This is a genomic window from Kribbella kalugense (assembly GCF_004365875.1).
Taxonomy (GTDB): domain Bacteria; phylum Actinomycetota; class Actinomycetes; order Propionibacteriales; family Kribbellaceae; genus Kribbella; species Kribbella kalugense.
The window spans coordinates 3195746-3221214 of sequence record NZ_SODF01000001.1; the positions used below are offsets into that span (position 1 = coordinate 3195746).

22 protein-coding genes and 3 pseudogenes are annotated in these 25469 nt (G+C 65.0%); 4 read left to right on the top strand and 21 right to left on the bottom strand.

The features are described from left to right. Positions 1-6 precede the first annotated feature (6 nt). The 19 genes and pseudogenes from EV650_RS15020 to EV650_RS15105 form a co-directional block, all read right to left on the bottom strand. Positions 7-1023, bottom strand: coding sequence for a nucleotide kinase domain-containing protein (locus EV650_RS15020; RefSeq protein WP_134119360.1), 1017 nt, complete (start codon positions 1021-1023; stop codon positions 7-9). Between the two features lie 494 nt (positions 1024-1517). Next, a complete protein-coding gene (locus tag EV650_RS15025; RefSeq protein ID WP_134119361.1) occupies positions 1518-1913 on the bottom strand; it encodes a hypothetical protein in 396 nt (131 codons plus the stop codon). Further along, positions 1910-3682 (bottom strand): type IV secretory system conjugative DNA transfer family protein, encoded by a 1773-nt coding sequence (locus EV650_RS15030; RefSeq protein ID WP_134119362.1) that lies wholly within the window; start codon positions 3680-3682, stop codon positions 1910-1912. The genes EV650_RS15025 and EV650_RS15030 overlap by 4 nt, the downstream gene beginning before the upstream one ends. 1 nt (position 3683) lies before the next feature. After that, positions 3684-4955, bottom strand: a complete 1272-nt coding sequence (locus tag EV650_RS15035) for a putative type IV secretion/conjugal transfer ATPase (RefSeq protein WP_238174215.1) — start codon at positions 4953-4955, stop codon at positions 3684-3686. 125 nt (positions 4956-5080) lie between these two features. Then, positions 5081-6508: an SCO6880 family protein gene (locus EV650_RS15040; protein WP_134119363.1), complete on the bottom strand. Its 1428-nt coding sequence runs from the start codon at positions 6506-6508 to the stop codon at positions 5081-5083. Between the two features lie 2 nt (positions 6509-6510). Further along, positions 6511-7734, bottom strand: a complete 1224-nt coding sequence (locus EV650_RS15045) for a TrbL/VirB6 family protein (protein ID WP_500778890.1) — start codon at positions 7732-7734, stop codon at positions 6511-6513. A 12-nt stretch (positions 7735-7746) separates the two neighbouring features. Further along, a complete protein-coding gene (locus tag EV650_RS15050; RefSeq protein WP_134119365.1) occupies positions 7747-8037 on the bottom strand; it encodes a DUF6112 family protein in 291 nt (96 codons plus the stop codon). Between the two features lie 39 nt (positions 8038-8076). Then, positions 8077-8997 carry a CHAP domain-containing protein gene (locus EV650_RS15055; RefSeq protein WP_134119366.1) on the bottom strand — a complete coding sequence of 307 codons (921 nt, stop codon included), beginning with the start codon at positions 8995-8997 and terminating at the stop codon, positions 8077-8079. 93 nt (positions 8998-9090) lie between these two features. After that, a complete protein-coding gene (locus tag EV650_RS15060) occupies positions 9091-9636 on the bottom strand; it encodes a hypothetical protein (protein ID WP_134119367.1) in 546 nt (181 codons plus the stop codon). A gap of 1 nt (position 9637) precedes the next feature. Next, on the bottom strand, positions 9638-9808 hold the full coding sequence (locus tag EV650_RS40360; RefSeq protein WP_166678124.1) for a hypothetical protein: 171 nt from the start codon (positions 9806-9808) through the stop codon (positions 9638-9640). Positions 9809-9865: 57 nt separating this feature from the next. Then, positions 9866-10612: a hypothetical protein gene (locus EV650_RS15065; RefSeq protein WP_134119368.1), complete on the bottom strand. Its 747-nt coding sequence runs from the start codon at positions 10610-10612 to the stop codon at positions 9866-9868. Between the two features lie 124 nt (positions 10613-10736). Continuing rightward, a complete protein-coding gene (locus EV650_RS15070) occupies positions 10737-11648 on the bottom strand; it encodes a hypothetical protein (protein ID WP_166678125.1) in 912 nt (303 codons plus the stop codon). A gap of 93 nt (positions 11649-11741) precedes the next feature. After that, positions 11742-12803, bottom strand: a complete 1062-nt coding sequence (locus EV650_RS15075) for a toprim domain-containing protein (protein ID WP_166678126.1) — start codon at positions 12801-12803, stop codon at positions 11742-11744. A 289-nt stretch (positions 12804-13092) separates the two neighbouring features. Further along, complete coding sequence (locus tag EV650_RS15080) at positions 13093-13692, bottom strand: ImmA/IrrE family metallo-endopeptidase (RefSeq protein WP_134119371.1); 600 nt, start codon at positions 13690-13692, stop codon at positions 13093-13095. An 893-nt stretch (positions 13693-14585) separates the two neighbouring features. Then, positions 14586-15026, bottom strand: a pseudogene (locus EV650_RS15085) (ATP-binding protein); the annotation flags it as partial. A 4-nt stretch (positions 15027-15030) separates the two neighbouring features. Then, positions 15031-15393, bottom strand: coding sequence for a YybH family protein (locus EV650_RS15090; RefSeq protein ID WP_134119372.1), 363 nt, complete (start codon positions 15391-15393; stop codon positions 15031-15033). An 823-nt stretch (positions 15394-16216) separates the two neighbouring features. Next, positions 16217-17089 carry a DUF4097 family beta strand repeat-containing protein gene (locus EV650_RS15095; protein WP_134119373.1) on the bottom strand — a complete coding sequence of 291 codons (873 nt, stop codon included), beginning with the start codon at positions 17087-17089 and terminating at the stop codon, positions 16217-16219. A gap of 675 nt (positions 17090-17764) precedes the next feature. After that, positions 17765-18775, bottom strand: coding sequence for an IS481 family transposase (locus EV650_RS15100; RefSeq protein ID WP_134119374.1), 1011 nt, complete (start codon positions 18773-18775; stop codon positions 17765-17767). Between the two features lie 58 nt (positions 18776-18833). After that, complete coding sequence (locus EV650_RS15105; RefSeq protein WP_134119375.1) at positions 18834-19574, bottom strand: SDR family NAD(P)-dependent oxidoreductase; 741 nt, start codon at positions 19572-19574, stop codon at positions 18834-18836. A gap of 101 nt (positions 19575-19675) precedes the next feature. Here EV650_RS15105 and EV650_RS15110 point away from each other — a divergent pair, with 101 nt between their 5' ends. Next, positions 19676-20551 (top strand): helix-turn-helix transcriptional regulator, encoded by an 876-nt coding sequence (locus EV650_RS15110; RefSeq protein WP_134119376.1) that lies wholly within the window; start codon positions 19676-19678, stop codon positions 20549-20551. A gap of 333 nt (positions 20552-20884) precedes the next feature. On the opposite strand, the gene EV650_RS15115 is transcribed toward EV650_RS15110, so the two are convergent. Beyond that, the gene (locus tag EV650_RS15115) at positions 20885-22054 is read right to left on the bottom strand and encodes a hypothetical protein (RefSeq protein ID WP_134119377.1); all 1170 of its coding nucleotides are present in this window, start codon (positions 22052-22054) and stop codon (positions 20885-20887) included. A 2-nt stretch (positions 22055-22056) separates the two neighbouring features. Beyond that, complete coding sequence (locus EV650_RS15120; RefSeq protein ID WP_134119378.1) at positions 22057-22245, bottom strand: hypothetical protein; 189 nt, start codon at positions 22243-22245, stop codon at positions 22057-22059. Positions 22246-23536: 1291 nt separating this feature from the next. Between EV650_RS15120 and EV650_RS41325 the strand changes: the two genes are divergently transcribed. The 3 genes and pseudogenes from EV650_RS41325 to EV650_RS41010 form a co-directional block, all read left to right on the top strand. Beyond that, positions 23537-24070, top strand: a complete 534-nt coding sequence (locus tag EV650_RS41325) for a S8 family serine peptidase (protein WP_255512080.1) — start codon at positions 23537-23539, stop codon at positions 24068-24070. Continuing rightward, positions 24048-24869: pseudogene (locus EV650_RS41330) on the top strand (S8 family serine peptidase); the annotation flags it as partial. The gene EV650_RS41325 and the pseudogene EV650_RS41330, both read left to right, overlap by 23 nt. 288 nt (positions 24870-25157) lie before the next feature. Next, positions 25158-25406 (top strand): annotated as a pseudogene (locus tag EV650_RS41010) (protease-associated domain-containing protein); the annotation flags it as partial. Between the last annotated feature and the right edge of the window lie 63 nt (positions 25407-25469).

Genomic DNA, 25469 nt, shown 5'->3' on the forward strand with positions numbered 1-25469 from the left:
CTGCACCTATGCACGGAGGAGTTGCTGCCGGCCGACCCTCCGCGGGCCGAGGACCTGCTCGACCGCGCCGTTGATACCCCACTTCGGTGGGAAGAACGGGTGCACGAGACTGCCCTGCGGCGAGAACTGCTGCTTGATACGGGTCCGATTGCCCACGCCGCGTCTCGTCGGGTGTGCAACCCGAGCGTACTTGTCCGTTTCGCAGAACAGGTTCTGGCAGTCGATCAGTTTGAGCCGACGCCCGAAGAGATCCTCGAACTCCAGGTCGAGCTGGGCCAGCTGCTCTTCTTGTGTGTCGACCATCCAGCGAATGGCCTGCTCCGGAGTTGTCGTGCCGAGATCCGGGAAACACTTCGCGATGCCGCTGCGAGCGCCAGGCCCCGGCACGACGAAGTCGTCCTCGTCAAAGTCAAGCAGGGTTGTGTAGTTCAGGTCTATCGTCAGTTGGTAGGCCAGGAACGGACCCAGCGACGGGTAGGCGCTGATCTTGTCGAAGACCTCCTGCAGGCTTCGAGCTCGTGCCAGGTCGGCCGCCAGCCCTGAGCACATCATGTGCTCTATCAGTCGAAGATGGTTCACGTGTTTGCGCTCGGCGCCGAACGGGGGCGGCGGCACGATGTAGGCCGCTGAGTAAATTCGCTTGCCGCTCTTAAGGACCTCGTCCAGCACTCGAGAGTACCGACCGACGTCGAAGCCAGACCAGTCGATTTCGCCGCTGTGTTGAAGGACGCGCCAAGTCGACGGCTTGTTGAAGAATCGATAGATGAGCGTCCTCACCAGGATGTCCTCAGGTTGCTGGGAGCCCTCGTAGACGATCCGGATAAGATCCTGCGATACCCGATCTGCAGCACGGTAGGCGTTCGTGAAGCGGTACTGGGACAGGATCGGATCATCAGTCCACGGACCGGAGGCGCCGGCCACGCGACCGTGATAGACCCGCTGACGCTCAGCGGCGAACCTCCAGTAGGTCTGCAGTACCTCCGTGGACGCTACTGAGTGTGAACCGATCCGAACTGTACGCATGACGCGCCTCCTGTTGACCTTCGCGTCACACTCTCATGGCTGGGTCCGACCCATGGCTACGGCTCACCGGTAACCACGGGGCGGTGAGTCCGGTACCGCCTGATGGCGGTACTTTCCGCGCTGCGTATCGTGCTCTTAGCCTGTCGCCGGCGCTCTGAAGCTGGTCGATTCCGGTGCTCGAAAGTGACCTGGTGGGGGCCGTCTAGGACTCGGGTTCGCCAGCGGTGGTATGGATATTGGGACGCTGTCGGCCTCGCGTCCTCCGTACCGGTAGCTGGCATATCTCAAGATCACGACTGCGGAATGGTCGACGATGATCAGAACATTGCTATAGGCAAGTTCCTGCTCCGTCACAGCCCCGTGAGACGTTGACAAACGACCATCATTGCCGAGCACTGCTAGGAGTCAAAGACGCAGGTCAGACCCGGATTCGGTGCCTTCGGCGTCAACAGTCCACGTGACTGGAAGAGATCTCCACCATCTTCGAAGGCGATTCAGGCTCCTCGAACGACTGTTTCGGATGGGGTTTCGGGGCGGTGTTCGGTCCGCGAGCAGCCGAGGCGGGAGGTCCATTCGCGGAGGCGGCGGAGGGCTAGGTCTAGTTCGCGGTGGAAGGCGAGTGGGCTGGAGGGGGCGGCGTCTTCGAGGTAGGAGGCTTCCCAGAGGGTGCGGAGAGCGGAGAGTTCTTCGATGAGGGCGCCGTGGTGTGACCAGCAGGGTGGGATGACTTTGTGGTCCAGGTTGTAGCGGCCTGCCAGCCAGTCGACCCAGGTGTCGAGGCGCTCGAGTTCATCGGTGGCGGCACGTGCGTCGAGGTCTCGCCAGCAGATGATGAATGGATCGTCGGTGGCGAGGTCGAAGGACTTCAGGAGGTCGTCGCGCGGTGTCATTCGGGATTCCTTCTGCGACGGGTCGACTGCGCGATGCTGGCTTGGATCTGGTCTGCGTCCGCGCGGGCCGGCCATGGAGTCATGTTCAGGAGGATGGGTGGGGCGGTGCGGGCGAGGAGGATGCCGGTGCCGAGTGGAAGGGTGCGGATCACGTCGGGCGGGAGGATCGAGATGCGGCGGGTGCTGGTGGAGATGGTGCGTTTGCCGTCGGGACCTCGGCTCCAGTTGCGGATCTCCTCATCCCGATCGCCGCATACGGCCGCAAGGTCCTGTAGGTCTCGAGGTTGAGCGGAACCGCCGAGAATGAGGCGGAGGGTCGCGGCGTCCCACATCGCTGCAGCGGCTTGTTCGCCCCATTTGTCCCTCGCCTGGGCGAGGGATTGGATGACGACGAGAGTTGAGATCCCTGAGCCGCCGCCGTCGGCCATTAGGGAGGGTAGTGACGGTACTGCGCACAGGTTGGCGATCTCGTCGAGGATCAGCGCGAGCGGGGGCTCGAGGCGACCGCCTGGGTTGCCGGCGGCGAGCTGTCGGGCGGTCTCGGTGATGTCCTCGAGGAGGGCCGCGATGAACGCTGATGTTGCGCTCGCACCGATGCCAGTGCCGAGTAGGTAGATGGTGCCGCGGTTGGCGATGAAGGTCTTGGGATCGAGGCCTTCGCCGTCTGCTGGGTCGAAGGACTTCCGTACGGCGGGATCGGCGAGGGCGGACAGAGCCGAGCGTACGCCTGCCCAGACGGCGTCTCGGGTGCGGCCGTCCATGCGGACGATGCCGTCGAGCGTGTCGCCCCAGCCTTCGGCGGCGTCGGGTGACCGGTTGAGGATGGTGACGGCTTCGATGGCTGAGGCGGGTTCGAGGCTCCAGCGGTAGAGCTGCGCGACACCGGCACCGTCGATGGCCGCGGCATGGAGGAGCCCACGCAGCGTCATCTCCGTTTGTCCGTGCCAGAACGCACCGTCGGACACACCACCCTTGGTGAAGCCTGCGCCGGCTGCGAGCCCGCTGGCTCGCACGATTGCTGTGGTCGGGTTTTCGCAGCCACGAACCGGCGACCAGCGGATGCCTTCGACTTGCCCGAGTCCTTGTGGGTCGAAGATCGCTACCGGTCCGCGGGTTCGGCGAAGCTCGACGGTGGCTGCGAGGTTGTCTGGCCTCGTGGAGGTGGTGACGACGGCGCCGGGCGCGTCGATGATGGCGCCGATGATCTGGTGGAGGCCCTTGCCGGAGCGAGGCGGACCGAGTGCGATCTCGGAGTCCTCGACCGACGCCCAACACTCGCGCCCGTGCGATCGCCCGAGAAACCGTCCCACATCTGGTGGTTGCGGATGTCGGACGGCGGGGCGCGCGGACCGACCACGGCGCAAGACCTGGCCACGCCCAACAGATGCCTCGACGTCGGCAGCGGTGGCGAGCCCTGGGCGTTTGGCAAGAGACCTGGCACGACGTGCCCCGCCGGCTTGGCGTTTCGTCCACAGGTAGTGGACGCCGACTCCACCCGTGATCGGAATCATCAGCAGCACCGTGAGTATGACCCAATAGACAACGGGATGAAACGCTCGGCTCGGGAGTCCGAAGACCCGTGCAGGATCGCCCGGATCGAGTACAACCTTGAGCGCACCGGCCCATGGTGTGTGAATCCACTCGTGCGTTGTCAGGAGGCTGCTGAGACCGCCTGCGAGGTAGAGGATCCCCGCACTGGACAGCAATAGTGCGCCGCCGACGATGATCATGTCCGAGAGATCTCTGGGTGATCGTCCCCCAGTGTCCATGTCACATCCTTCCGTCAGTGTCGAACAACCGAGCCTCGCGGGCGTGCCGAACGAGCTGTACGACGAACGATCGGCCGGGGAGGCGCCACAGTGCACGGCCCTTGGGGAGCTTCGCGATGGTGGACACTTCAACGTCCGTGAGCCCTAGCAGGGTCGCCGTACGGGCGAGCTGGTCGGGTTCTTGCCGCAGCATGATCCGTGTGGAGCAGTCGGCCAGCAGTCCTTCGGCCAGGGCGCGGGCTTCCGAGCCCAGATCGCCGACGGCGGCCAAGTCCGACAGGCGGTGGACGATCAGGATGTTGGAGACGCCCCACGCACGCGAGAGTTTCCACTGCTCCTGCATCCGACGTAGCAAGGCGGGATCCCGCATCACGCGCCAGCCTTCGTCGTACACGATGAACCGCTTCCCGCCGGCCGGATCGGTGACCGCTGCCTCCAGCCACGACGAGGCGCACGCGAGCGTCAGGCGCAGCGCTTGATCATTGCCTCCGGCACCGATCCACGACGAGTCGAGGGAGACCATCGGAAGCGAGGGGTCGAACCGGGTCGTCGACGGGCCGTCAAACATGCCAGCCAGATCGCCGTGTACGAGTCGTCGGATCGCGTGGGCCAGCTCTCGGCTGTCGGCCTCTGAGGTGCCATCGCCGAGCCCTGGCGAGAAGAGGACTTCGACCACGTCGGGAATCGTCGGTACTGGAATCCGAGACACCCTGTCGACGGCCAGATCGAGCGCGGTGTGCTCTACCGCGGACAACGGCCGGCCGAGCGTGGACTCGGCGAGTGTGCCGAGCAGCGCGCGCCTGCGGGACCGGACGATTCGGTCCCAGTCGTCGTCTCCGACGCCGCTAGGACGGCTGCCGGCGTCCAGAGGGTTGAGCCTGGTGGATAGGCCCGGGCCGAGCTTGATGACCGATCCACCGACCGACTCTGCAACTGCCGTCCACTCTCCCTTCGGGTCGCACGGCACGTAGGCCCGATGGCCCAGTGCAATGGACCGCGTGATCAATGCCTTGGCCGTAGAGGACTTCCCGCTACCGATGACTCCTGCCAGGAGCAGGTTCGGGTTGGTGATGACGCGTGACTGGTACAGCTCCCAGGGGTCGTAGACGAAGGACCCGCCGCTGAAGACGTCGTTGCCGATGTAGGTGCCGTTGGCACCCAACCCGCCTTCGGCGAGGAACGGGTACGCGATCCGGAGGATTCTGGTGGTCGCGCGATGGTTGTCCACCAGCAGCGGAAGCCCCCGACGCAGGCCGACAATCTCAGCCGGCAAATGCTCGTCATCGGACAGGGGCTTGGCGGGCGCCGTTCTGCGCGACGCAACCCGGCTAGCCCGCCGATTGGCTCGCCTGGTTCGCCGATCTGTCTCGGTGGGTTCGAACCACCCAGTGTTCGCCTTCATCCGAGACCGACCCCGAACGGCAGCGCCGCAGCGAGGAACCCTTCGACCTGTTGCCCGACGAGACGCCGTACGTCGAGCAAAGCCTGCGATGCCGCGATCTCGATCTCAGTACACGCCTCGTCGAGACCGTCCTCGGTGTCCGCCGAAACTGCAATCAGTCCGATCCAGCGGACGTCGCCGTGCCCGGCAGCAAGGTCTTTCTCCCGTTGAGCAACGTCGGCGTCGAGCTGGCGGTCTTCTTCGGTCTCCATCTGCCCGACACGCTTGCGGGTCGCGCGATCGGTGACCCGTTCGACCTGGTGACGACGGGCATCGCGGAGCGCCTTGCCGATCGGGACCGGTTGCAGTACGAGCGAGAAGGTCCGCCGGATCCCCGGCTTGAGCAGGAGCGGGCTCAGGAACGACGGCGTCGCCCGCAGCCGGGGCCACTCGGTAACGACGTACACCCGATGGAACGACGAGTCGGTCCGCAGGTGGTCCCAGGCCGCATCGACGGCCAGCGGCGCTGCGTCCACGGGATCGATGTCTCCGACAAGCGTCCGCGTCGCAGCAGGGTCGAAGGCTACGCGCAAGCTGGCGGCCAGGTCGGCGGCGTTGAGCCAAGCGCCTGCGACGCCGGCTGCCGCGAACGAGGTCTGGAACGCACGCGACTCCGAGTCCAGGACGGCCATGGCCCCGGCCAGGCCCCCGCCGTACTTACGAACCTCCTTCGAAACCGCATCCAGGTTCAACGCAAAGCTGAACAGCGTCTCGTGCCTAGCCGCAGCTGGCGCCGCATGCTGCAACAAGTCACGGTAGATCGCTCCCGCGGGGCTCGCTGGATCCAGACCGCGCTTGCGCGCCCAGTCGCCCAGCCCGTCGCCGGGATCTGGGATCGTCCGCTCGAGGATCTGCGCCCTCGCGATCCGGTTGCTCTGACACAGGCTGGCGATCATCCGGCCGTACGCCGCCACGCGACGGTCCTGCTCGTCAGAGTTCTGGAGCAGATGTGCGGGACCCTCGATCTTCGCGACCGCGATCAGCCGACGGCGCAGCGGATCGTGTACTGCGCCGATCGACGATCGAGTGTCCAGGATCCGCAGCGGGCTGGCTTCGCTCGGCAACTGCAGCACGCCATGTCGGCGCGGCGCCAACACGTTGGCCCGGTACGACTGATTCCTACGGAGTCCGCGGAGCACATGGGCTGTTCGCAACACGACCCAGCGGTACGCCGGCAGTCCCTCGAAGCGTCCGAATGCGGTGACTGCGCAGACGACTGTGGTGGTCATGCCGGTCATCCGGATCGCCGGCGGCCAGCCGGCGAGCAGTGAGGTCAGGGACAAGACGATGCCGATGATCACCAGTGCCACCTGGATCGGTCGCAGACCGAGCAGTAGCGAGTTCCGCTGTGGTCGTGGGAATCGTGCTGAGAGTGCGTTGGACATCGTCATTCTCCCTGCTCCGATACCGAGTTGGCGCTGTCCCCGGGTCCGCTGGAGTCGCCTTCGACCGACACCTCGCTGGTTGCGACGGCGGTGGCGGTGCCGCCTGTATCCGAGCCTGCTGTCGGCGGAGCTTCAGGCTGCCCGGCCGAGTCCCCCGCTGGCTGCGAGTCCGCAGAGTCCGTCGCTTGATCGGAGTGCTCGCCGGCATCGGTACCACTGTCAGCTGTCGACTCGCCATCGGAATCTTCATCGCCGCCGACGACCGGTGATGAGTCGTCCTTGTCCGAGCCGCTGAAGTCTCCGGCGGCCCACTGCTGCAGGCGTTCGAGTTGGTCCTTGCCCGCCTCGACTCCGGCTGCGCCCTGCTGGAGGATGCGCGTCGCCGCTTGACCCTGGTCACCGGCCCAGTGAATGAACGAGTAGGTCGCCATTGGAGCGAACGCCGCCATCGCGACCAGCAGGATGCCGGCGATGAACGTGCCGATATTCGGCGCATCGTCCTGTCCGGGTGCCCCGACAGCAGAGAAGCCAAGTGTGAAGACGAGCGCCATGGCGATCTTGGAGAACAGCAGCGCGCCGACGATCTCGATCCACCGCCGAAGCCAATGCCGGGTCGCCGACCAGGTCCAGCTGACCATCGCGACGGGCGCGAAGATGACGAACGCAACCAGTGCAACGTCGCGGATCAGCATTACGAAGTACAGCGAAAACATCGCGAGTAGACCGAGCTGGACAGCCAGGAGAAGGATGCCGCCCAGCGTCGGTGCGGTCAGGAACACCGTGATGTCAGTCATCCTCTTGATGCCATTCGTAGCAGTGCTCCTGCCGAGGATGCCTGTCGAGATCTCGTCTACGACCCGTCCGCAGGTCGCAATAGCACCGACCGCCAAGGGCACCCCGGCCGTTCCGACCAAGGCGCCGACGGCCGCGTGGCCGAGGCGGGCGGGCTCGCGGCGGATCACGGCGGAGACACATTGCAGGATGAAGACCGCGACGAGGATCGGGAGCGAAAGTCCGATCATCAGGTCCAGGTTGTCCTTCCACCATGTCTGGTCGAAGGTAGGCGACGTGCTGGTGCTGAACGTTTGAAACACGGTCACCGACAAGTCGGACAGGCCGTTCGCAGACCATCTGAGGAAAGAGTCCCATGCTGAGTTCGCGGCCTTGCTGCCCAGATCCCCGACGGCGCAGCCGACCGGGTTCAGGAGGCAATCACTCCACGCCATACCCGGATCCCCCTAACCGATTTGGATGCCGCTGAAGAAGCGGATGATCGGGTTCGCCGAGGCAATCAGAATCGCCGCACCTGCTGCTATCAGGCAGCCGAGCTTGCCGCGACCTGCGTAGTGCGAGTTGCTGCCAAGACTCCCCATCGCCCACGCGACGGCGGAGATGACGAATGCGGCCACGCAGACGACCAGACTGAAGGTCTGCAGCGCACCGACGATCTCGCGCAGTGCAGGGAGGCCGGGAAGACCATTGGAGTTGGGACTGACTCCGGGATCTTGGAGTTGGAAGAAGCTGAGCATGCGTTTGCCTCCTGATGCCGGACAGCACCATTGGGTTGGTTAGGTGGTCGGGTAGATCGGTGGCGCCCAGCCGAGATAGGTGGCACCCCATTGCTTCTCGATTGCGTCGACGTCGACGAGGTACACGCCGCCCTGGCCGGGCACGCGGTCGCCGATGTCGTTCGACACGGTCTGGCCGTTGCCGACGTACACCGCAACGTGCCCGTAAGGACCTTGGGTCGCCCAAAACAGCAGCGCACCGACTGGCGGCCTCCGGTCGTCGGGGTGGGCGTTCCCGCTGCTGACCATCTGGTTCCACTGCTCGCCTGCCGAGTAGTAGCCGGAGTTGGAACGGCCCCAGATGTTCGACGCCAGGCGAGCGCACAGCTGGTAGTAGCCGCGGCTGCCGACGAGGTCGAGTGCTCGGCGAACCGCCGCGTCGGCACCAGGAAGCTGGTCTGTGTCGCCAGCTCCCCAACTCCCGCAACCGTCGACGACGGGCGTCGAACCGACGAGCCGTACTGCCGCTTCGTAGTTGCTGCGGTAGTTCTTGCCGTCCGCAAACGCCGACCGCTGCACCTCCTGCGCAGCCTCCCACGGCTTCAACGCTGTCCAGCCAGGCAGATTCGCGAGGGCCGCGTAGAACAAACCCGCCGCACCGGCCGGGTCCATGCGTACCTCGACCGGGCCCCAGCCGTCACGCTGCTGGAAGAGGCCGCGCGAGTCTGAACCGGCTGCATCTCCTCGGTCCGTGTTCTGTAGAGATGACTCGGTCAGGGCTGTCATGACCGCGATGACCTTGCCGGCCTCGCCCATTCCGTAGCGATCGCCGACGCCCACGATCACTGCAAGGTTGGAGGCCTGCTCTGCGTCGAGGCTGAGGGCCTTCGAGGTCTGGTGCGCCTCGCAGGCGCCCTGTCCCTTCGCCACACTGACGAGCGGAGTCACCAGGCCGACGGCTGTCGCCAAGAAAGTTCCCACGGCTACGAGCTTGAGGATCACTGCGGCAGCTCGTTGGTGGCCGACCAGAACGTGCACTCTGGCCGACAGATCACGCTGACTGTCAGATGCCGCTCAGTCCTGGTCGTCGCCCCGTCGACCACGTTGTCCTGCGTTCCACGGACGAGGGAGAGCGTGCCAGCCCTTCGGCGCTCGGGGATCCCGGGCGAGTGCCTCCAGCTTGGGTGTCGTCGTTGCCGTGACGTCCCGCAGGCTCGCCCGTGCGCCATGGGCCTTCAGCTCCTCCCATTGGCTGGCGTAAGGAAGCATGCTGCGTGCGATCGGCGCCGAGTCGGGCGCCTGCAGCGAGTCCGCGAACGACGAGACGACGTTCTGCCACTGGGCGTACGTATGAACCGCCGTGTCGTAGGTCCAGATCGCCCTACCGAACGCAATCGCGTACTCCACCGGATCCGTCGTCGCCGGCCGTACCCAAACCGACAACGGCGCCGGACCCGGCGTCGCCGTACCAGTCACCTGGCCGGCACTGGATTGACCTGACGCGCCATGAGCAACCTGCGGGGTGTTTCGCCAACCGATCACGACCGCCAAGATCACGACAACGAGCAGGATCAGGATGACGACCGGTACGACGAGCTTCGAGTTCGTGACTCGACGCATGTCAGAGTTCCCTTCGTGTCTTCACTGGCCGGAGCCAAGCGATGAGTGAGCGCGCAACGGGCGCGGGGATGATGCCGACAGCGGCCTGCAGGCGCAGGTAGAAGCGGAACTGGGCGAGGTAGTACCGAACGAGCCAGTTCCGGCGGCGTGGATGCCTATCCAGGTTGTTCATGGAAGCTCAACGTTTGAGCCCTCGTGACCCTCGAGTAACTTCGCCGGTAACTTCGAATCAGGCAGAGTGAGCGAGTCCCAGTCCGAGACCGTCATGCCACGACGCACCCGGCGGCCGACCAAACCTTCTGGATCGGTACGACGGACGAGGTGACCTCCCGGCAGCTTGGTCGATCCACTGCCGGACAACCGGATCCGCGAAAACCACATCCGGCGGCTGCCCAGCCGCCAGGCGTGACAGCGCTGACGTCTGGATCGGTCCGTTGTGAAGCAGCCACGCCAAGCCCTCAGCCTGATCCCTGGGTACGCCGATGGCCCGCAGGCGTGACGTGATCGCGTGCTTGGAGAAGCCAGGGCCATCAGCCGCGACCACCAGCCGCCGGCGTACCTCGCCAACCGGGAGCCCGGCATTCTCCAACCGCACACCGATGCGGTCGAGCAGTAGGCCCAGCTCCGCGAGCATGCTCGGCTCCACAGATTCAGGTACGAAATCCAGCAACGGATGCCGCTGACGCCGTCTCGCTTCCTGACGTACGACATCGGCCAGCCGCCACCGCACCAGGTTCGCCAGGTACCCCCACGACACTCGGCCGCCGGGGAGCTTCTCCGCCAACCGTCGGCAGCGTTCCCACGCCACGACGCGTGCCATCTGGGCCGCCTCGTCATGGCCCAGGGCGGCCCGAAGCCGGCCGGGCAACTCCGCGACGATGCGTTCCTCGATGGCGGCGGCAAGCCGCTTCGACGGCTCCTCCGCCCACCCCGAGTTCGCTGCGTCGGCCAGGAGCGCCTGAAGTTCTTCAGTCACTGGCTCACTCCGTTCCCGATGCCTCGGACCTGGCCCGAGAGCTGATGCTTGCTGTCGGCACCAATCTCGGCCGGAGCGGCTCCGATCTGAACCCGGAGTACGAAGTCCGGAGTCCTGGATTTCGTCACAACGACGGACCCGTCGGCGACGGGCCAGGACTGTCGAACTCCGACAACGGCTGCCGGTTCGGCTTGTAGTCCGCCAACGGCCGCGTCGCGACCATCGCGTCGTACAGACGCCGCGGGCCGTTCTCGGCTTTCAGCAGACTCGCCGCAGACAGGCCATCCGGGATCTCGACCGCACGAACCCTCTTGTAGAAGTAGGACAGGTCGGGATGCGAGGCGATCGCCGTACGACGCCACTCCTGATCGCCGTCCAAGGCAACGATCACGGTGTCCGTGACCGTGTAGCGGTACAGCGTCTTCGCCTGTGCCGATGACAGCTGCGAACCACACATCGGAATGCCCGCCCAGCGCTCACCCGCCAGGCGCCCGAGACTCTCGATCGCGACCGCATCCAACGGATCGTTGACGACTACGACAAACGCGCCCTCGGTCAGCATGTCCAGTTGCTCCTCGATCCCGACCAATGCGTTCGACGGGCGGTGGATCAACGTCGTCGGCGACGCCGAGTACTCCGGCTTGCCACCCGGTCCGACGCCGACGAAACCGACCGGGTCAAGCCGCTCGTCGCGCGCAAGCAGCATGAGCCGATCGCGAAACACATCAACAGCCGTACCTTCGTTGGTCCATTCGGACAGGCCGGCCCTGATCAGCGTGCGAAAGTCGAATCCCTTCTCACGCAGGTGATCGGTGAGCCGGGTGAACGAGTCCGGCGCGTACCCGATCCGCCAGGACGAGTCCGTTTGCAGTACCTCACTGACGCCGCGCTCCCGCACTTGCTCGACGTGCCAGCCAACGTTTGCCCTGAGCAACTCTCGCCGGTAGAACCTGGCCGCAGCCATGTTCGCGACCATCATTCGCTGACGTTCACCGCTGATCAGCACGTTTTCGGAATCCGATGACACAGCATTCATCACAACCTCCGTAGACCAACAACTCATTGGCTAAGAAGGTCGTCTCCGACGGTTCGACAAAGAACCCGGACTTCGACATCGGGGACTACCGGATCAAGGCGTTGGGAGGCTATCGGGCGGGTCCGTGTCAGCAATCGGGTACGGCGGTGAGTGCGGCCGACCTCGACGCGCCGAGCGGCCTACGGACTCGAGGACCTCGCGCGAGACGATCTCCGGGTCGAGCTGCAGGACCTTCGAGAGCTCCCCCAACTGTGCCGCCACCCGGTCCTGCGGCAACCTCGCGACCAGAGGCGCTACCCAGCGCAGCGCATTCACCCGGCCGCTGATGTGATCCAGCACCGGTGACCACCGAGACACCTCAACCTCGATCGCTAGCTCGGCAAGCGGTCTGGGCTGATTCAGGGCCTTGAAGAGGCGATCAGTACCTGCGTGTGTCTCGAGCAGCGAGGACGGGTCATGCCCCGACGGGAATTCAGCCACCTGCACACGCTTGAAGACCGCCGACAGGTCATCGAGCCACTTTCGGGCGGCGATGCTCCCAGCCCCGTCGGCGTCCACTCCCACGATCACGGTGTCGCTGTCCGAGTAGTGGCGAACCATCGAGACCTGCTGCAACGACAGTGCTGTCCCGCACACCCCAAGACCGGCCCAGCCGCGAGAGGTCAACCGGCTCAACTCATCCACCGCCACGGCGTCCATCGGCCCTTCAACGAAGACAGGCGTTGCCCCGCTCTCCAACAGATCACGCTGCTCCGCGAGGCCCACCAGTGTGTGCGACTTCTGGTAGATACGGGTCGCCGGCGAGTTCAAGTACTTCGTCCGCCCACCCCGTGAACGCCCCACGAATCCAACCAACTCCTGGCCCGAATCCCAGGCAGGGAACATGATCCGATCGCGGAACCGATCGACCAAGTAGCCCTTCTTGGTCGCAGTGGCCAGCCCGGAAGCCAGCAGAGTCTCGTCGTCGAAGCCCTGGGATCTGAGGTGGTCAGCCAAGTGGGCCCAGCCATCGGGGGCGTAACCGATCTTCCAGTTCGAGGTCGACCTGAGCACGTGCCCAAGCCCGCGCCGCGTCAGGTGAGAAGCCGCCCAACCGGCACCAGACTGCAGCAGCTGATGACGGAAGAACTGCCCCGCCGCGATCTGTACCGCCATCAACCGGCGATTGTCACAGTTCATCGCGCCAACCACCTCAAGGCAGCTCGGGGCCACCCGGATCCGTGGGCTCATCTGGCTCAGCCGGCGAGTCACCCCAAAGGCCAGCCGAACGCGTCAGCTGTTCCCCCATCCGGTCGATCCCCTCATCCAGCAGCTCGATAGCCCGCCGGATCGACCACCTCGGCGGGCTCAACTCGTCCGGCCGGGCGTCGGTTTCCCCGTCTGGTCCTCGATCCATGACACTCCCCTCTCGTGCGTTGCTGACAGCAACGTCTTCGGGTCAGCGTCATGGTGTTGGACCGCGATCAGAACCCGGATCAAGATGTCCAGGAGTCCCGATCTCAGCCCTTCTGGGGGCGTCAGTCAGTAAAGTCGGTTTGGCAGGCTGGAGATGCGGCGGTGGCAGGTGGCGCTCGGCAGCGTCGTACAGACGGTTCGCGGTCGCTACGACCCTGCCGCCGAGTGTCTCGATCAGGCGGACAGGTGGCGTCCGACTGACCACGCCTGTCGTTCTGGCGATCAGGTCCGCCGATGACTGATCGGGCAGGCATCCCAGCCGCGAGAGAACCAGGTACGCGGCCGACGTCGCTTCCAGCCTGATGACGCCGTGACAGCTTGCGCCACGCAAGCGCTTGTGCATGCGCAGGTGTGCCAATTCGTGAGCAAGGCTCATAGCCGCCATCGGTACGTCGAGATCGTCGGCGACGACAATCCGCCGCCGGCGATCAGCGGTCTCGGCTCCGTCCCCGTGCGATGGCAAAGGACCACGTTCGACCCCGTATCCGCTGGCAATCGCGACCTCTTGCAGGGCAGCAAAGGCCTCGCGCGGCGGGCGGGCCGGGACCACTTGGAACGGTCGACCGTCAGTCTGGCTGACGTCCCACACTGTCGCGACCCCATGCCCTTGCACCGGACCTGCTGAACGGTCCACCTCGGAGGTCGCGGCAACGATTCTGATGCCAGACGCACCCCGGAGAATATGACGTCCTCTACGCTGCCAGCCCGGTCGTCCGTCGACCCAACTTGCGTTCGGCATCTGCAGCTTGATGAGTACGACGTTGCGGAACGACTGATCGCGAAGTACGGCAGCGGCCTGGAGCCACCGGCTCCAGGCCGCATCGGACCAATTCCGCCGTACGTCCGCCTCGACCGCCTTGCGAAGGTCGTCGACCGTTACCCGGACTCGGTTCACCTGTCCGAGCGTCGCGCCACACGAACCAACCCAGAACCCAGAACTCGAAATCCAGGAGTCCGGGACATGCCGCTGTGCGGTCCCCCCGGACGGACACGAGGCGGCTGACCACCCGCGGCCCCCTCGCACGTTGGTATAGTATGAGTCCGCCACGCAATCGAGGTTGATTTAATTCGCAGCTCGGCTCCCGCTTGGGCTCGCGCCTCGGTGCGAACTGGCGAGGCAGGCCAGGAGTGCATTCCGGACACGAGGCCCGCCGTTGCCGCGGGAGCCTTCCGCTGCCCGCCGCCCGGACAGCGCTCCTAGACAGTGTGAAAGAGCCTGCGGCAGGGACTCCGCGCAATGTCGTCTGCCGCGATGGCCGATGATTCGGTCTTAGCCAGCAGGTGGATCAACAGCTAAACTGTTCGCCCGCCAACTTCGAACCCGGACGTCACCACCTAGGCGCTGGATGACGTGCCAATGCTCCGCTCGCAGATCGGTCTCCTGGATGTATAAGGCCGGGTTGAAGGCGATTGGTGCACCGGCCACGCCCGGCCCGATAGCCGTCTGTCGACTGCGGCTGAAAACTGACCCTGGTAGTTTCGTCATGGTTCCTCGGTATCGGCGGTTGGGACGCGTCCGAGGTCACGGTTCTTGAGTCGGTAGGAGTCGCCTTTGAGGGCGACGACGTCGGCGTGGTGGTCGAGCCGGTCGATCATCGCGGCGGCCACGACGTCATCGCCGAAGACTTCGCCCCAGCGGCCGAAGGGTCTGTTGCTGGTCACGATCAGGCTGGCACGTTCGTAGCGGGACGAGACGAGCTGGAAGAACAGGTTCGTGGCTTCGAGTTCGAACGAGATGTAGCCGACGTCGTCGACGACGAGCAGAGGGTAGCGGCCGAGCCGAACGAGTTCGTCTTGCAGGCGGCCGGTGTGGTGGGGGTCAGCAAGCCGGGTGAGCCACTGCGACGCGGTGGCGAACAAGACCCGGTGGCCGGCTTGGCAGGCACGGATGCGGAGGCCGATCGCGAGGTGGGTCTCGGCGGATTGCCTATTCGAGGATATTGAACCGGTCGATCGCCCAGAGCCATGTGCCGTCCGGTTGTCGGCGAGCCACCTCAACGGTGACACCGCCGCCGGTCAGTCGAGTCGAGGTGAGCGCCAGGTCGCCGTTGATGAGCGCGGGCTGTTGTTCACCGGGTGTGAACTTGGGTTTGTCGGCGAGCAGCCTTTCGTATACTGCCCGGATCGCCAGCTCACCAGCGGCGAGGTTGCCGGCCGGGAACGTCAAGACGGCGTCGACTTCATAAAGTGCTACCAGACCGTCGACGTTACCTGCGTTGGCTCGTTCAACGAAGAACCGAGCAAGCTCCTCAGGCTGTTTCGCAGGCTCACGGTGTTTGGCAACGTTCATCTTCCAACCTCCAGTCGGCCGGATCCGCGGTTCAGGCATCGGCCCCCGCCCAGCCTCTCACGGGGACGCGACAAGAATGGCCTCGGGCAGCATAAACGAGACCACTCACATGACGTGATGCCCTTTTTTCTTTTCGGCTGCACAAGTCCACCGCCCGGAGCACAAAGTGACGATCAAATTCACCTGGAACCGGTCCCGGACTTCACCTGTCAACCAGGCGCTCACAACCACGTACGACACGCTATAAACGACGCGGCATTCGGGATCGCCGACGTTCGGGTATCGCTTTCGTTCGCGGTGGTAGCAGGTCGCCCCCGGGACGGACGCCGGCCAAGCGCTCAGGACTGACAGATCGACCTGTGCGACGGCCCTACCCGGGGTGACACAAATATCGGCAATAGCGGCTACTTCGCACGCGGCCGCCCTTGAACCACTCACCCCTTCGTGGTCTCGGCTTCGCCCTGAGCCACATCAAGAAACGTGTGTTGTGAGTTTGAGCCACGGCGCTCGGTAGTGATCGAAAGGTTTACCGATGCCACGCCTGACATCGGCCGCGACAACCGCAATAGGTAGGCCGGGGCCAAACCTTACTGGAAGCTCGACCGACCGCAGCACCTGCGTGGCGGCCGGATCGTCCAGGCTTGTGCTCGGTCAATCGTCTCGCTGACCGCTTGGAGGACCAGGACGATTGCCAAGTGCACAGCCCGGATCAGACCTACGGATCTACCGGCCTCGGTCTCCGGCGTCATGCCTCGCTCGCTGGGTCCCCCGCCCATCGGACTCGCCGAATGAGGTGGCGCTCACTTGTGTAGCGCGGGGCTGATCAGCGCCGGCGGGAGCAACAATTCGGCCTGTCAGGCTGTCGGTTTGTTCTCGGACGGCCGGCAGCATCTGCGGCGGCGGTTATCGCGATTGAGCCGCTCATCGTACTCGCGCGGATGTCACCACCTCCGGTCGCGTGAACCGTGATGTTCCCGGTTCCGGTAGACAGCAGCCGCGCTGTGCCACCGGCGAAGTCGCGAACCGTTACGTCACCCGCTGTCCGGGCACTTGTCTTGCCTTCAGCGCGGCCGAGCTCGATCTTTCCGGACTCAGACCTGAGGTCGACATCGTGACCAGATCCAACCCAAATCGAGCCGGTGCCAGAGGACGCCCGCACACTGCCAGCCTCATGCACGATCACTTTGCCCGCGGCAGACTCAACTTGTACCAATTCGGCCTGCTGCACCTGAGCGGCACCATGTCTCGTCACAATGCGGGCTTCACCGACCTGGCCGACCGAAACGGATCCATCGCCACCAGCGATTGCCGACACCGACTCCAACCCAACCGCGGTGATCGACGCGAACTGCGTTTCGGCTGTCACCCGGCTGCCTTCGGGTACCACAACGCCGACGACGACCGCATGGCCGGATGGACCGATGCCGTCCCCAGACCAAGGACCGCGCTCAGTCCCGGCGGGTATCGGCACAGAAGGATCGGAGATGCACAGTCTCAGGGCACCATCCCCAATCGACCGCAGCTCCGCGCTCCGGACTGCATCCACAGCCGGACCGGTCTCGCCAGCGACGCTGATCGTGATCCTCGCGCGCTGACACTCCGGCTCGGTGCGAACGTCGATCATGCCGCCGTACGTCGCCAGCATCGCGTCAACTGACACCGGACCAGGTTCATCGGCCACGAACTCACGGTTCACTAAACCTCACTCTCATTGTGACTCATGCATTCAGCCGGCCAGGCCCACCGCCGAACCCGCGATCTCGCGCAGCAGACCTTCGAACAACCCGAACACACGCGGAGCGTACGCGTCAGCACGATTCGAAGATCGTGAAAACTCGAGCTCGATTTCTCCATCAGAAACAATCGAGCATGGTCCCAACTTGGAAACCTTCCGGTTGCAACCCTTCATTCTGCAGTCGAAGCCACCGCGAACGGCGAAGTTGGACGACGCGGATTCGCTGACTGAACGCGTGGCTCGCGCGCAGTTCGCCACGACGGTCGCCAGCGGGAGGCGCAGGAGAGCCTTGTCCGAACCGCGAGGAAGCCGCGCACACGCTCGGCCGAGAACTCCTCCCGCCGGAAGGCGACTGACATTGACTGGAGGCCCTCAGCAAACCCTGAGCCTCGGCAGACCGAGCAGCCGAGCAGCGCCTAGCCCGATGTACGAATTCGTTGATGCGCAAGCCATCCACCCCCGCGCTCAAAGTCGCGATCGCACCCGCCTGACCCATCTGCGGGCGCGATGTTGAAATACGTTGAGCACGCGAACTCCGCGCTCGAATGCCCTGACAGTAAGTCCGGAATGGTCGCGCAAACTACTTCATGTCCTAGGTCGCGACCCTCAGACGCTGCGACGCAGCAGCACCAGCGGCTAGGTGTAGGAGGCCAGGACGTTGCTGACACGTTCGCGTAGCCGTGACGCTGGCGGTTCTCCGTCGACCGCGCTGTGGGGCCGGTGGTAGTTGTAATGGATGTTCCAGACTGCCAGGGCTTCGCGTCGTTGGTCTTCTGAGGTCCATGTGCGGGCGTAGAGGAATTCCTCGGCGATGATCCGGTTGTAGCGCTCGATTTTGCCGTTGTGCCGCGGCGTGTAGGGCGTGATCCGCTGGTGCCGCGACCCGAGTAGGGCGCGAGCAAACGCGTCCGCGCGGTAGCAGGCGCCATTGTCGGTGACGATCCGCTCGATGTGGCTGATGCCGTAGGCGGCGAACCATGCTCGGGCCCGGTGGAGGAACGCGATCGCGGTAGCAGCCTTCTCGTCGGGTAGGGCTTCGGTGTATGCGAGGCGGGAGTAGCCATCGATGGCGGAGTGCAGGTAGACATAGCCACCGCGCTTGGTCTTCCTCTTCGCACGGTCTGCGGCCCTGGCGTGGTCGCTCTCACGGCCGTGGGCGCGCCAGCCTCCTCCGTCGGGGATGCGGCCGACCTTCTTCACATCGACGTGGATCATGTGTCCCGGGCGTCGAGCGATGATCTTCTGCGGCTCCCTGTTCGTTTCGCCGTTGGGGTCTATGAATCGGCGATGGTTCAGCCCGAGCGCCTCGAGCTGCCGGGTGACGGTGCGTCGGCTGACCGGTGCCCCTTGGGCCTCGAGCTCGAACGTGATCCGGGCTGCGGACCATTTATGGGTGCGGCGCATCTCCTCGATCCATGCAACCAGTTCACCGGGCGTTGCACTGGGCTGGCGCTTGGGCGTGGAGGGACGGTCGCACAGTCCGATCTCTCCGTAGCGGCGGTATCGGTTGCCCCACTTGCTTGCGCAGGCGCGTGAGATGCCCATCTCGGCGGCGACATGAGCGATCGGTCTGGTGCGGCACCGCTCGACCAGCCGCCGACACCCTTCCGGGGAAAGCGGGGCATTGCGATGAACGCGCGGGCTCATCGTGCCCCTCGCATCGCGCGAATGACCAACCGAGACGGCGTTTGTCGGGCTCGGATCGTCACCATAGATGCGTCTCGCCGTTGAGGGTCAGGAACGCGCCAGTCACGCTGGCGTCAAGCTTTGTGAGTTCGCGTGCGACGGATTCGCCAGCATCATCGGCCGACATGTGTCCGGCATTGCCGTTCAGGTCGGTGGCCACGTATCCGGGATCGATCGCGTTCACCGCGATCCCCTCGGAGCGCAGCGACTGTGCGTAGATGAGGGTGATCGCGTTCAGCGCCGTCTTGGACGAGTTGTAGGCAAGCAGGTTCGCATATTGCCAGATCGGTGCATCCGGGTTCGACAGCGAAGCGATCGAGCCCAGACTGCTGGAGACGTTCGCAATGCGGCCCGAGGCAGAGTTCCGCAGGAGGGGCAGCATCGTGTTGATGACGCTAACGACGCCGAACACGTTCGTTTCGTAGGTCTCCCGGAGCCGATCAGTGGGAAGCCCGACGGGAGCATGGGGGCGGTCGCGGCTGATTCCGGCGTTGTTGATCAACAGATCCAGTCGCCCGCAGCTGGTCTCGATGAGCTCGACAGCAGCAGTAATCGTGTCCGCATCGGTCACGTCGAGGCGAACGAATCGAACGTCGAGTCCGTCCGCAGCCAGCGTTGCTGCCGCGGCAGTCCCGCGGCAGGTGTCGCGGGCTCCGAGGAGAACGGTGTGGCCGGCCTGGGCGAAGGCTCGCGCGGTCGCGAAGCCGATCCCCTTGTTCGCTCCGGTGATGAGAATGATGTTCTTCTGTGGTTCGGTCATAGCGCCACGATCACAACCGCCGGCGCATGGTGGGAGAGCCTTCTTGAGCCTGGTATCGACGATGCCACGATCGAGTTGACTGAGCTGAGTCATCATTGGGTGTGGATCACTTCGACCGCGACGCACTCGCGACGTTCCTCCGCCACCGCCGGGCGCTCGTGAAACCGGCCGATGTCGGATTAGAGGCTGGGCCGCGCCGCCGGACCCCAGGCCTGCGGCGCCAGGAGCTCGCCGAGCTCGCCGGGATGTCGGTGGACTACTACGTCCGATTGGAGCAAGGACGCGGACCGCGCCCATCCACACAGATGCTTACCGCGATCGGCCGCGCGCTGCAGCTCTCGGACGCCGAACGCGACTATATGCACCACCTGGCTGGCACCACCCGGACGCCCAGAATGGAGCCGGGTAGCGAAGTCCGCTCGGGCGTCCTGCACTTGATCGAATCCCTCGATGACACCCCCGTCCTGGTCTGCAACGCCCGCTACGACGTCTTGGCCTGGAATCGGATGGCAACCGCGCTCCTGGGCGACTTCGCCGCCCAGGCCCCGGCCGAACGCAACATCATCTGGCGTTTCTTCACCGACCCCGACGCCCGAGCCCGTCATGACGAAGCAGGTGCTGCGCAGTTCGCCCGCGAGTCCGTCGCCGACCTCCGAGCGGCCAAGGCCCGGTATCCGAACGACGAGCGGCTCACGAGCCTCATCCGAAGGCTCAGTGACGCCAGTGTCGAGTTCCGCGACCTCTGGGACCAGATCGACGTCGAGACCCGCCGATCAACCCGCAAACGCCTCCATCACCCGTATATCGGCTGGATCAATCTCAACTGCGACGCACTCCACGACCCCGGGAACGATCACTGGATCATCCTCTACACCGCACCAGCAGGAACTTCTGACCGAGAAGCACTTCGTCTCCTCAACGTCATCGGCAGCCAAGACCTCGCACCCCGCCAACAGCCCGAACGCCCCGCTGGCTAAAGCGGCTCCGCTCGGCGCCCGCGCCGTCAACAACCTCATGGCCAGCAACAGCTAGGCGGTTGGGATGATCTCACCTCACGCGCTTGGCCACGTCAGTCCACATAGCTATGTCGCCTCAACAGCCGCAGCGTGGCTGACATCCAGGACTGCTGCGACGACGGTTCTGGTATCCGTGACCGGCGGCGCACCTGAACATGCTGCGACCGATCGCCGTGAAAGAGCAGCATGTTCTGCGGCATGCGCGTCGCCAGAGCAACGAGCACAACCGTAACCTCGTCGCAGCATGCGGTCACCGCGTCTAAGCTAGATGTGGTACTTGGGAGTTGAAGCAGATCAGCCGCGGTGCAATGGGTTGTGCTTCTGGCGCGAAACGGAGGGATTGTCGCGCGCTCCATCGGTTGCGTTCGGCTTCATCGAACTAGCAGCTGGCGGAACAGCGGAGAGAGCCGTACGCATCGACTCCGCTGCACCGGTGTCTGCACCGCGTGCAACGGACTCCTCCGCCAAGGCGGCGACTGCCTTCTTCACCACGGAGGTTTCCGTCGACGCGGGGTTCCGCCAGGCCTCACCCTCAATGGCCTTGTGCACCTTATCGACCACTCGATCGAGGGCTCCGGGTGGAAGACTCGGCAGCGCGCTGCGTTCCATCAAGCTGCCGACCAGGGTCCGGGCCCGCTCGTTCGCCGGGGACTGCACGAGCCTGGTCAGTGCCTCTGGCTTGCTCAGTCCGGTCGATTCGCCGAACTGCTGCCCCAGCTGAAGAGCCCTCTGCGTCCCCGGCCGCATCTGCATCTCAGCGAAGCCCTCCGCAAGATTGGGCAGCCGGCCATCGACGCCGGCCGCCTGGCAGATCGCCGCCCCATAAGTCTGCGCCCAGGCTTTTTCTGTCATGCGCCCCAACACGTCTCCGTTGCGCATCGCAGACCAAGTCTCCGAGGCGAGGTGGACAGTCAGAGCGCCCCCGAGCGCAACCCCGGTAGCCCAAGGTGGCAGTACCATCTGCTGCATGGTGTCTCCGGCCGCCGGTCCGCCTACGCCGCGCCCGACCCACTGCGCGACATCCCGGAGGGGCTGGAACAAAAGTACCTGGGCTGGGGGCGTCGAGGCCATGAAGCCGGCGACGCCACCCCATACGGCGCCGGCGCTCACATTCACCCCGAATTCTTGGATGAAAATCGACGGTCTGAAGCGTTCTTCCGAATTGCCTACAGGATTCGTCAGCCGCTGCGCCTGCGCGGCAATCACGTTCTGGAGCGCAGCAACAGTCCGCTGACGCAGTTTCGCATCCTCGATCGGCCCAGCTCGCTCCGCCAGCTCTCGCAGCACGGCCCTGTCTCGCCGCCCGATCTGGACGACGCCGTCCTTACGAACCCGCGTCCGGCCCCATCTCGCGTATTTGTAGCGCTGCTCCTCGTCCTTCAGTGCCGGCACATCCGGCATCACCGCAGCCACTTTGTCATGCAAGTTTCTGAGCAGATCGGACAGGCGTGTGTATTCCGGCACCTTCACTCCTTCGTCGCTACGCCGATGGATTCGTCGAGCTGCTCGACGACCTGCTCCAGAGGTTCGCGCAGGTCAAGCAACTCCAGCTCCTCGGCTGGGGCAGGCGCGGTGGACGCGATCCGATCGATATCTTCGATCCCTCGCCTCGCCATCATCAGCAACTCGGCCGGCCGGACAACCAACTCGAACACCCCGCGAGCACTGCACGCACCCTTGCGTCCTGAGCATCCATTTCTCAAGGTTAGCGCATCCAAAGGTCGATGGAAGCGCCTTAAGGATAGAGTGGCGGCACATTTCGAAGGTCCTCGAAATATCATGACAATTCACAGGTTTCGGTCTATTGCCGTTCATCCGAACCTACCTCCCGCACGCGAGAGCCACGTTACAGACTTCCAGGAATTCGCCGATCTTGCAGACGTTTGCCAACATGGACGGCACCGACACCATTGTGCTCTCGCTGGCACCTCTGAACTTCCACAACGCTGACAGTTCGTGTGCGGAGATCGACGCCGATCTGCTGTGCCGCACAGCGCCCAGGAGACATGTCGATGTGAGGGTTCAGGACATGCATTGACAATCAGCCACGTCATGCCATGACAGCGACAAGATCTCGTCTGTCGGTACCCCGCGAGTCCAAGCGCACCATCGGGCCTCGCTCGCCAAGTTCGACAAAAACCGCTGGATACAACTCAGCCAAATTTGAGTCCATTCCACTCGACTCTGGAAAATCCTAGGGATATCTCAGGGGTTCCCCTGCCGATGCAACCGGGAACCCACTAAACCAGTACTCCATGTGCCCACGTTTCCGCTCTTCGGAGGTTCCGTGAAGCAGCAGTGGGAAGTCCCTTGTCCTGTCCTCGGCGGTCGTCCTGACAGCCTGACCGCACCCGCCAACGCGACCGCACCACCCCCGCCAAGACACCACCAGCCGCGAAGGCACCACCGGCCGCCAGCCAGGCCACGATCACGCTCATCACCGGCGACCGGTTGCTCATCACTAGCCGGCCGGGCCTGCGCGACCGGGTGGACGTGTTGCCGGGCCCCGGCAACCAGTCGAGCACTTTCGTGACCAGCTACTCCGCCGGTCATACGATCGTCATCCCGTCCGCGGCCATCGGCGACGTCCGCTCCGGCCGGCTCGACCAATCGCTGTTCGACGTCACCACACTGATCGCCGAGCGCGACGACGACGCCCATTCCAAGACTCTTCCGGTCATCGTCGAATACGCCGGCAAACTGCCGAAGATCGGCGCAGTGCGCGGTACGGCGAAGACTCGCGCACTGACTAGCATCGACGCGAACGCGGCTGTGGTGACCAAGTCCAAGACCCGCGACTTCTGGACCTCACTGGCCCCGAAAGGTCGGGTGACCACCTCGATCCGCCACGTCACACTCGACCGCCGCGTCCAGGCCAGCACCGACTCGAGCGTGCTACAGATCGGCGCTCCGGCCGCCTGGCAGCGCGGCTTCACCGGGAAGGGCGTGAAGATCGCCATTCTCGATACCGGAATCGACCCGAACCACCCCGACCTCAAGGGCCGGATCGAGGCATCGGCGAACTTCAGCAATGCCGCCAACAACGTCGATCACTTCGGGCACGGAACCCACGTCGCCGGAATCGCGGCCGGCGACGGTGCCGCATCCGGCGGCAAGTACACGGGTGTTGCCCCGCAGGCGACCCTGCTCAACGGGAACGTCCTCGGCGACGACGGCTCAGGCGCGATATCGGGCATCATCGCGGGCATGGAGTGGGCGGTACAGCAGCACGCCACCGTGGTCAACATGAGCCTGGGCAGCGCGATCCCCAGCGACGGCACCGACGAACTGTCGGCCGCCCTCAACACTTTGAGCCGCGACAGCGGCACCCTGTTCGTAGTTGCTGCAGGCAACTGCCACTCACCGGCCCCGGCACAGGTGACGTCGCCGGACGCGGGCAGACGAGGCACTTGCGGTCGGCAACCTAGTCCGGGACGGTTCGCTCAATCCGTCCTCCTGTCGCGGTCCGCGCGCCAGTGACGGCGCACTCAAGCCGGAGAGCTCCGCACCAGGCACGGATATCGTGTCCGCTCGCGCGGCGGGCACCGACCTCGGCGACCCAGTGGACGAGAACTACACCTCGCTGACCGGCACGTCGATGGCGACGCCACACGTCACCGGGGTCGCGGCGTTGGTGGCACAGGCCCATCCCGACTGGAAAGCAGTCCAACTGAAGGCTCGCCTCATCTCCACAGCGGACGCGCAAGGAGCGGGTGTCACCGAGGAGGGCGCCGGACGCGTCGACGCCGACCAGGCGACCGCACCCGATGTCACCGTGGACGCCGGCGAACTGGAACTGGGGATGCTGGCGTGGCCGCACCCCGCCAAGGACGAGACTCGCAAGCTGACGTACCACAACCCGACGACCGCGCCGGTCACACTCAAGCTCGCAGCTTCGATCAGCCCGGCCGAGGCGACGCCGAAGCTGAGCGCCACCACGCTGACCGTGCCGGCCAACGGCGACGTGAGTGTTACCGTCACCGTCGACCGCGCGGCCGCCGGGAACGGGACTTTCTCCGGCCGGATCACCGCCACCGCCACCGCTGCCGGCGCCGACCCGATCGTCACCACCTTCGGCTGGTACGCCGAACCCGAGCGGTACACGGTGACGGTCGAGGGCATCACCAAGGACGGTCTCCCCTCGAACGACGAGCTGAACCTGGCCCGCGTGGACGGACCTCCGCCTGATGTACCGGCAGAGAACCTGTTCCTGAACAACGGAACGACAACCCTGCGCGTGCCACCCGGACGCTACGTCGTAACTAGTGCCTTCCAGTAGTACGCGACCGACACCACGATCGGCGGATTCACTTTGCTGTCCTCCGGCGAGCTCGACGTCAAGGGACCGCGCACGACCACCCTTGACGCCCGCAAGGCAAAGCCGGTCACGCAGTCCGTCCAAGGTAGGCCGGGACTGATACCCAGAGGCAGCGGGGTCGCCTACAATGTCAGCACTGACACCGGTGCCGTCGCCGGCGGCTTCCAGGTCAGCGCTCCCACCGCGAACCCGCTCCTCGCGACCGCCGTCCCTGGTGGCGCCGTGACCACGGGCCGGTCCGAATTCGCGATGGAGTCCCGGTCGGAGGTCCCGCCTTACCGGGCCCGAACCGTCGGTGGTCCCGAGCTCGAGGTGCGGGACATCTACGACGCGCCGCGCTTCACCGGCACCAAGCAGCTGGTACCTGTCGATGCCGGCACGGCACAGCCCGGTGACCTGACCGGGGTTCGCGGGAAGCTCGCCCTGATCGCCTGGTCCGACTCCGACCCTCGCCAGTTCGCCGACCTCGTGCTGGCTGCCCAGGACGCCGGTGCAGCCGGCGCGATGGTCTACAACCCGGACCGGCCCGGCCCGGCCAATGGGCGAGATCTGGACTACCGA

Coding starts and splice junctions, on each gene's coding strand:
- EV650_RS15040 (WP_134119363.1), bottom strand. CDS start 6,508: ATGTCCAACGCACTCTCAGCACGATTCCCACGACCACAGCGGAACTCG.
- EV650_RS40360 (WP_166678124.1), bottom strand. CDS start 9,808: ATGAACAACCTGGATAGGCATCCACGCCGCCGGAACTGGCTCGTTCGG.
- EV650_RS15025 (WP_134119361.1), bottom strand. CDS start 1,913: ATGACACCGCGCGACGACCTCCTGAAGTCCTTCGACCTCGCCACCGAC.
- EV650_RS15045 (WP_500778890.1), bottom strand. CDS start 7,734: ATGGCGTGGAGTGATTGCCTCCTGAACCCGGTCGGCTGCGCCGTCGGG.
- EV650_RS15070 (WP_166678125.1), bottom strand. CDS start 11,648: ATGAATGCTGTGTCATCGGATTCCGAAAACGTGCTGATCAGCGGTGAA.
- EV650_RS15105 (WP_134119375.1), bottom strand. CDS start 19,574: ATGACCGAACCACAGAAGAACATCATTCTCATCACCGGAGCGAACAAG.
- EV650_RS15100 (WP_134119374.1), bottom strand. CDS start 18,775: ATGAGCCCGCGCGTTCATCGCAATGCCCCGCTTTCCCCGGAAGGGTGT.
- EV650_RS15060 (WP_134119367.1), bottom strand. CDS start 9,636: ATGCGTCGAGTCACGAACTCGAAGCTCGTCGTACCGGTCGTCATCCTG.
- EV650_RS15020 (WP_134119360.1), bottom strand. CDS start 1,023: ATGCGTACAGTTCGGATCGGTTCACACTCAGTAGCGTCCACGGAGGTA.
- EV650_RS15075 (WP_166678126.1), bottom strand. CDS start 12,803: ATGGCGGTACAGATCGCGGCGGGGCAGTTCTTCCGTCATCAGCTGCTG.
- EV650_RS15030 (WP_134119362.1), bottom strand. CDS start 3,682: ATGGACACTGGGGGACGATCACCCAGAGATCTCTCGGACATGATCATC.
- EV650_RS15090 (WP_134119372.1), bottom strand. CDS start 15,393: ATGAACGTTGCCAAACACCGTGAGCCTGCGAAACAGCCTGAGGAGCTT.
- EV650_RS15050 (WP_134119365.1), bottom strand. CDS start 8,037: ATGCTCAGCTTCTTCCAACTCCAAGATCCCGGAGTCAGTCCCAACTCC.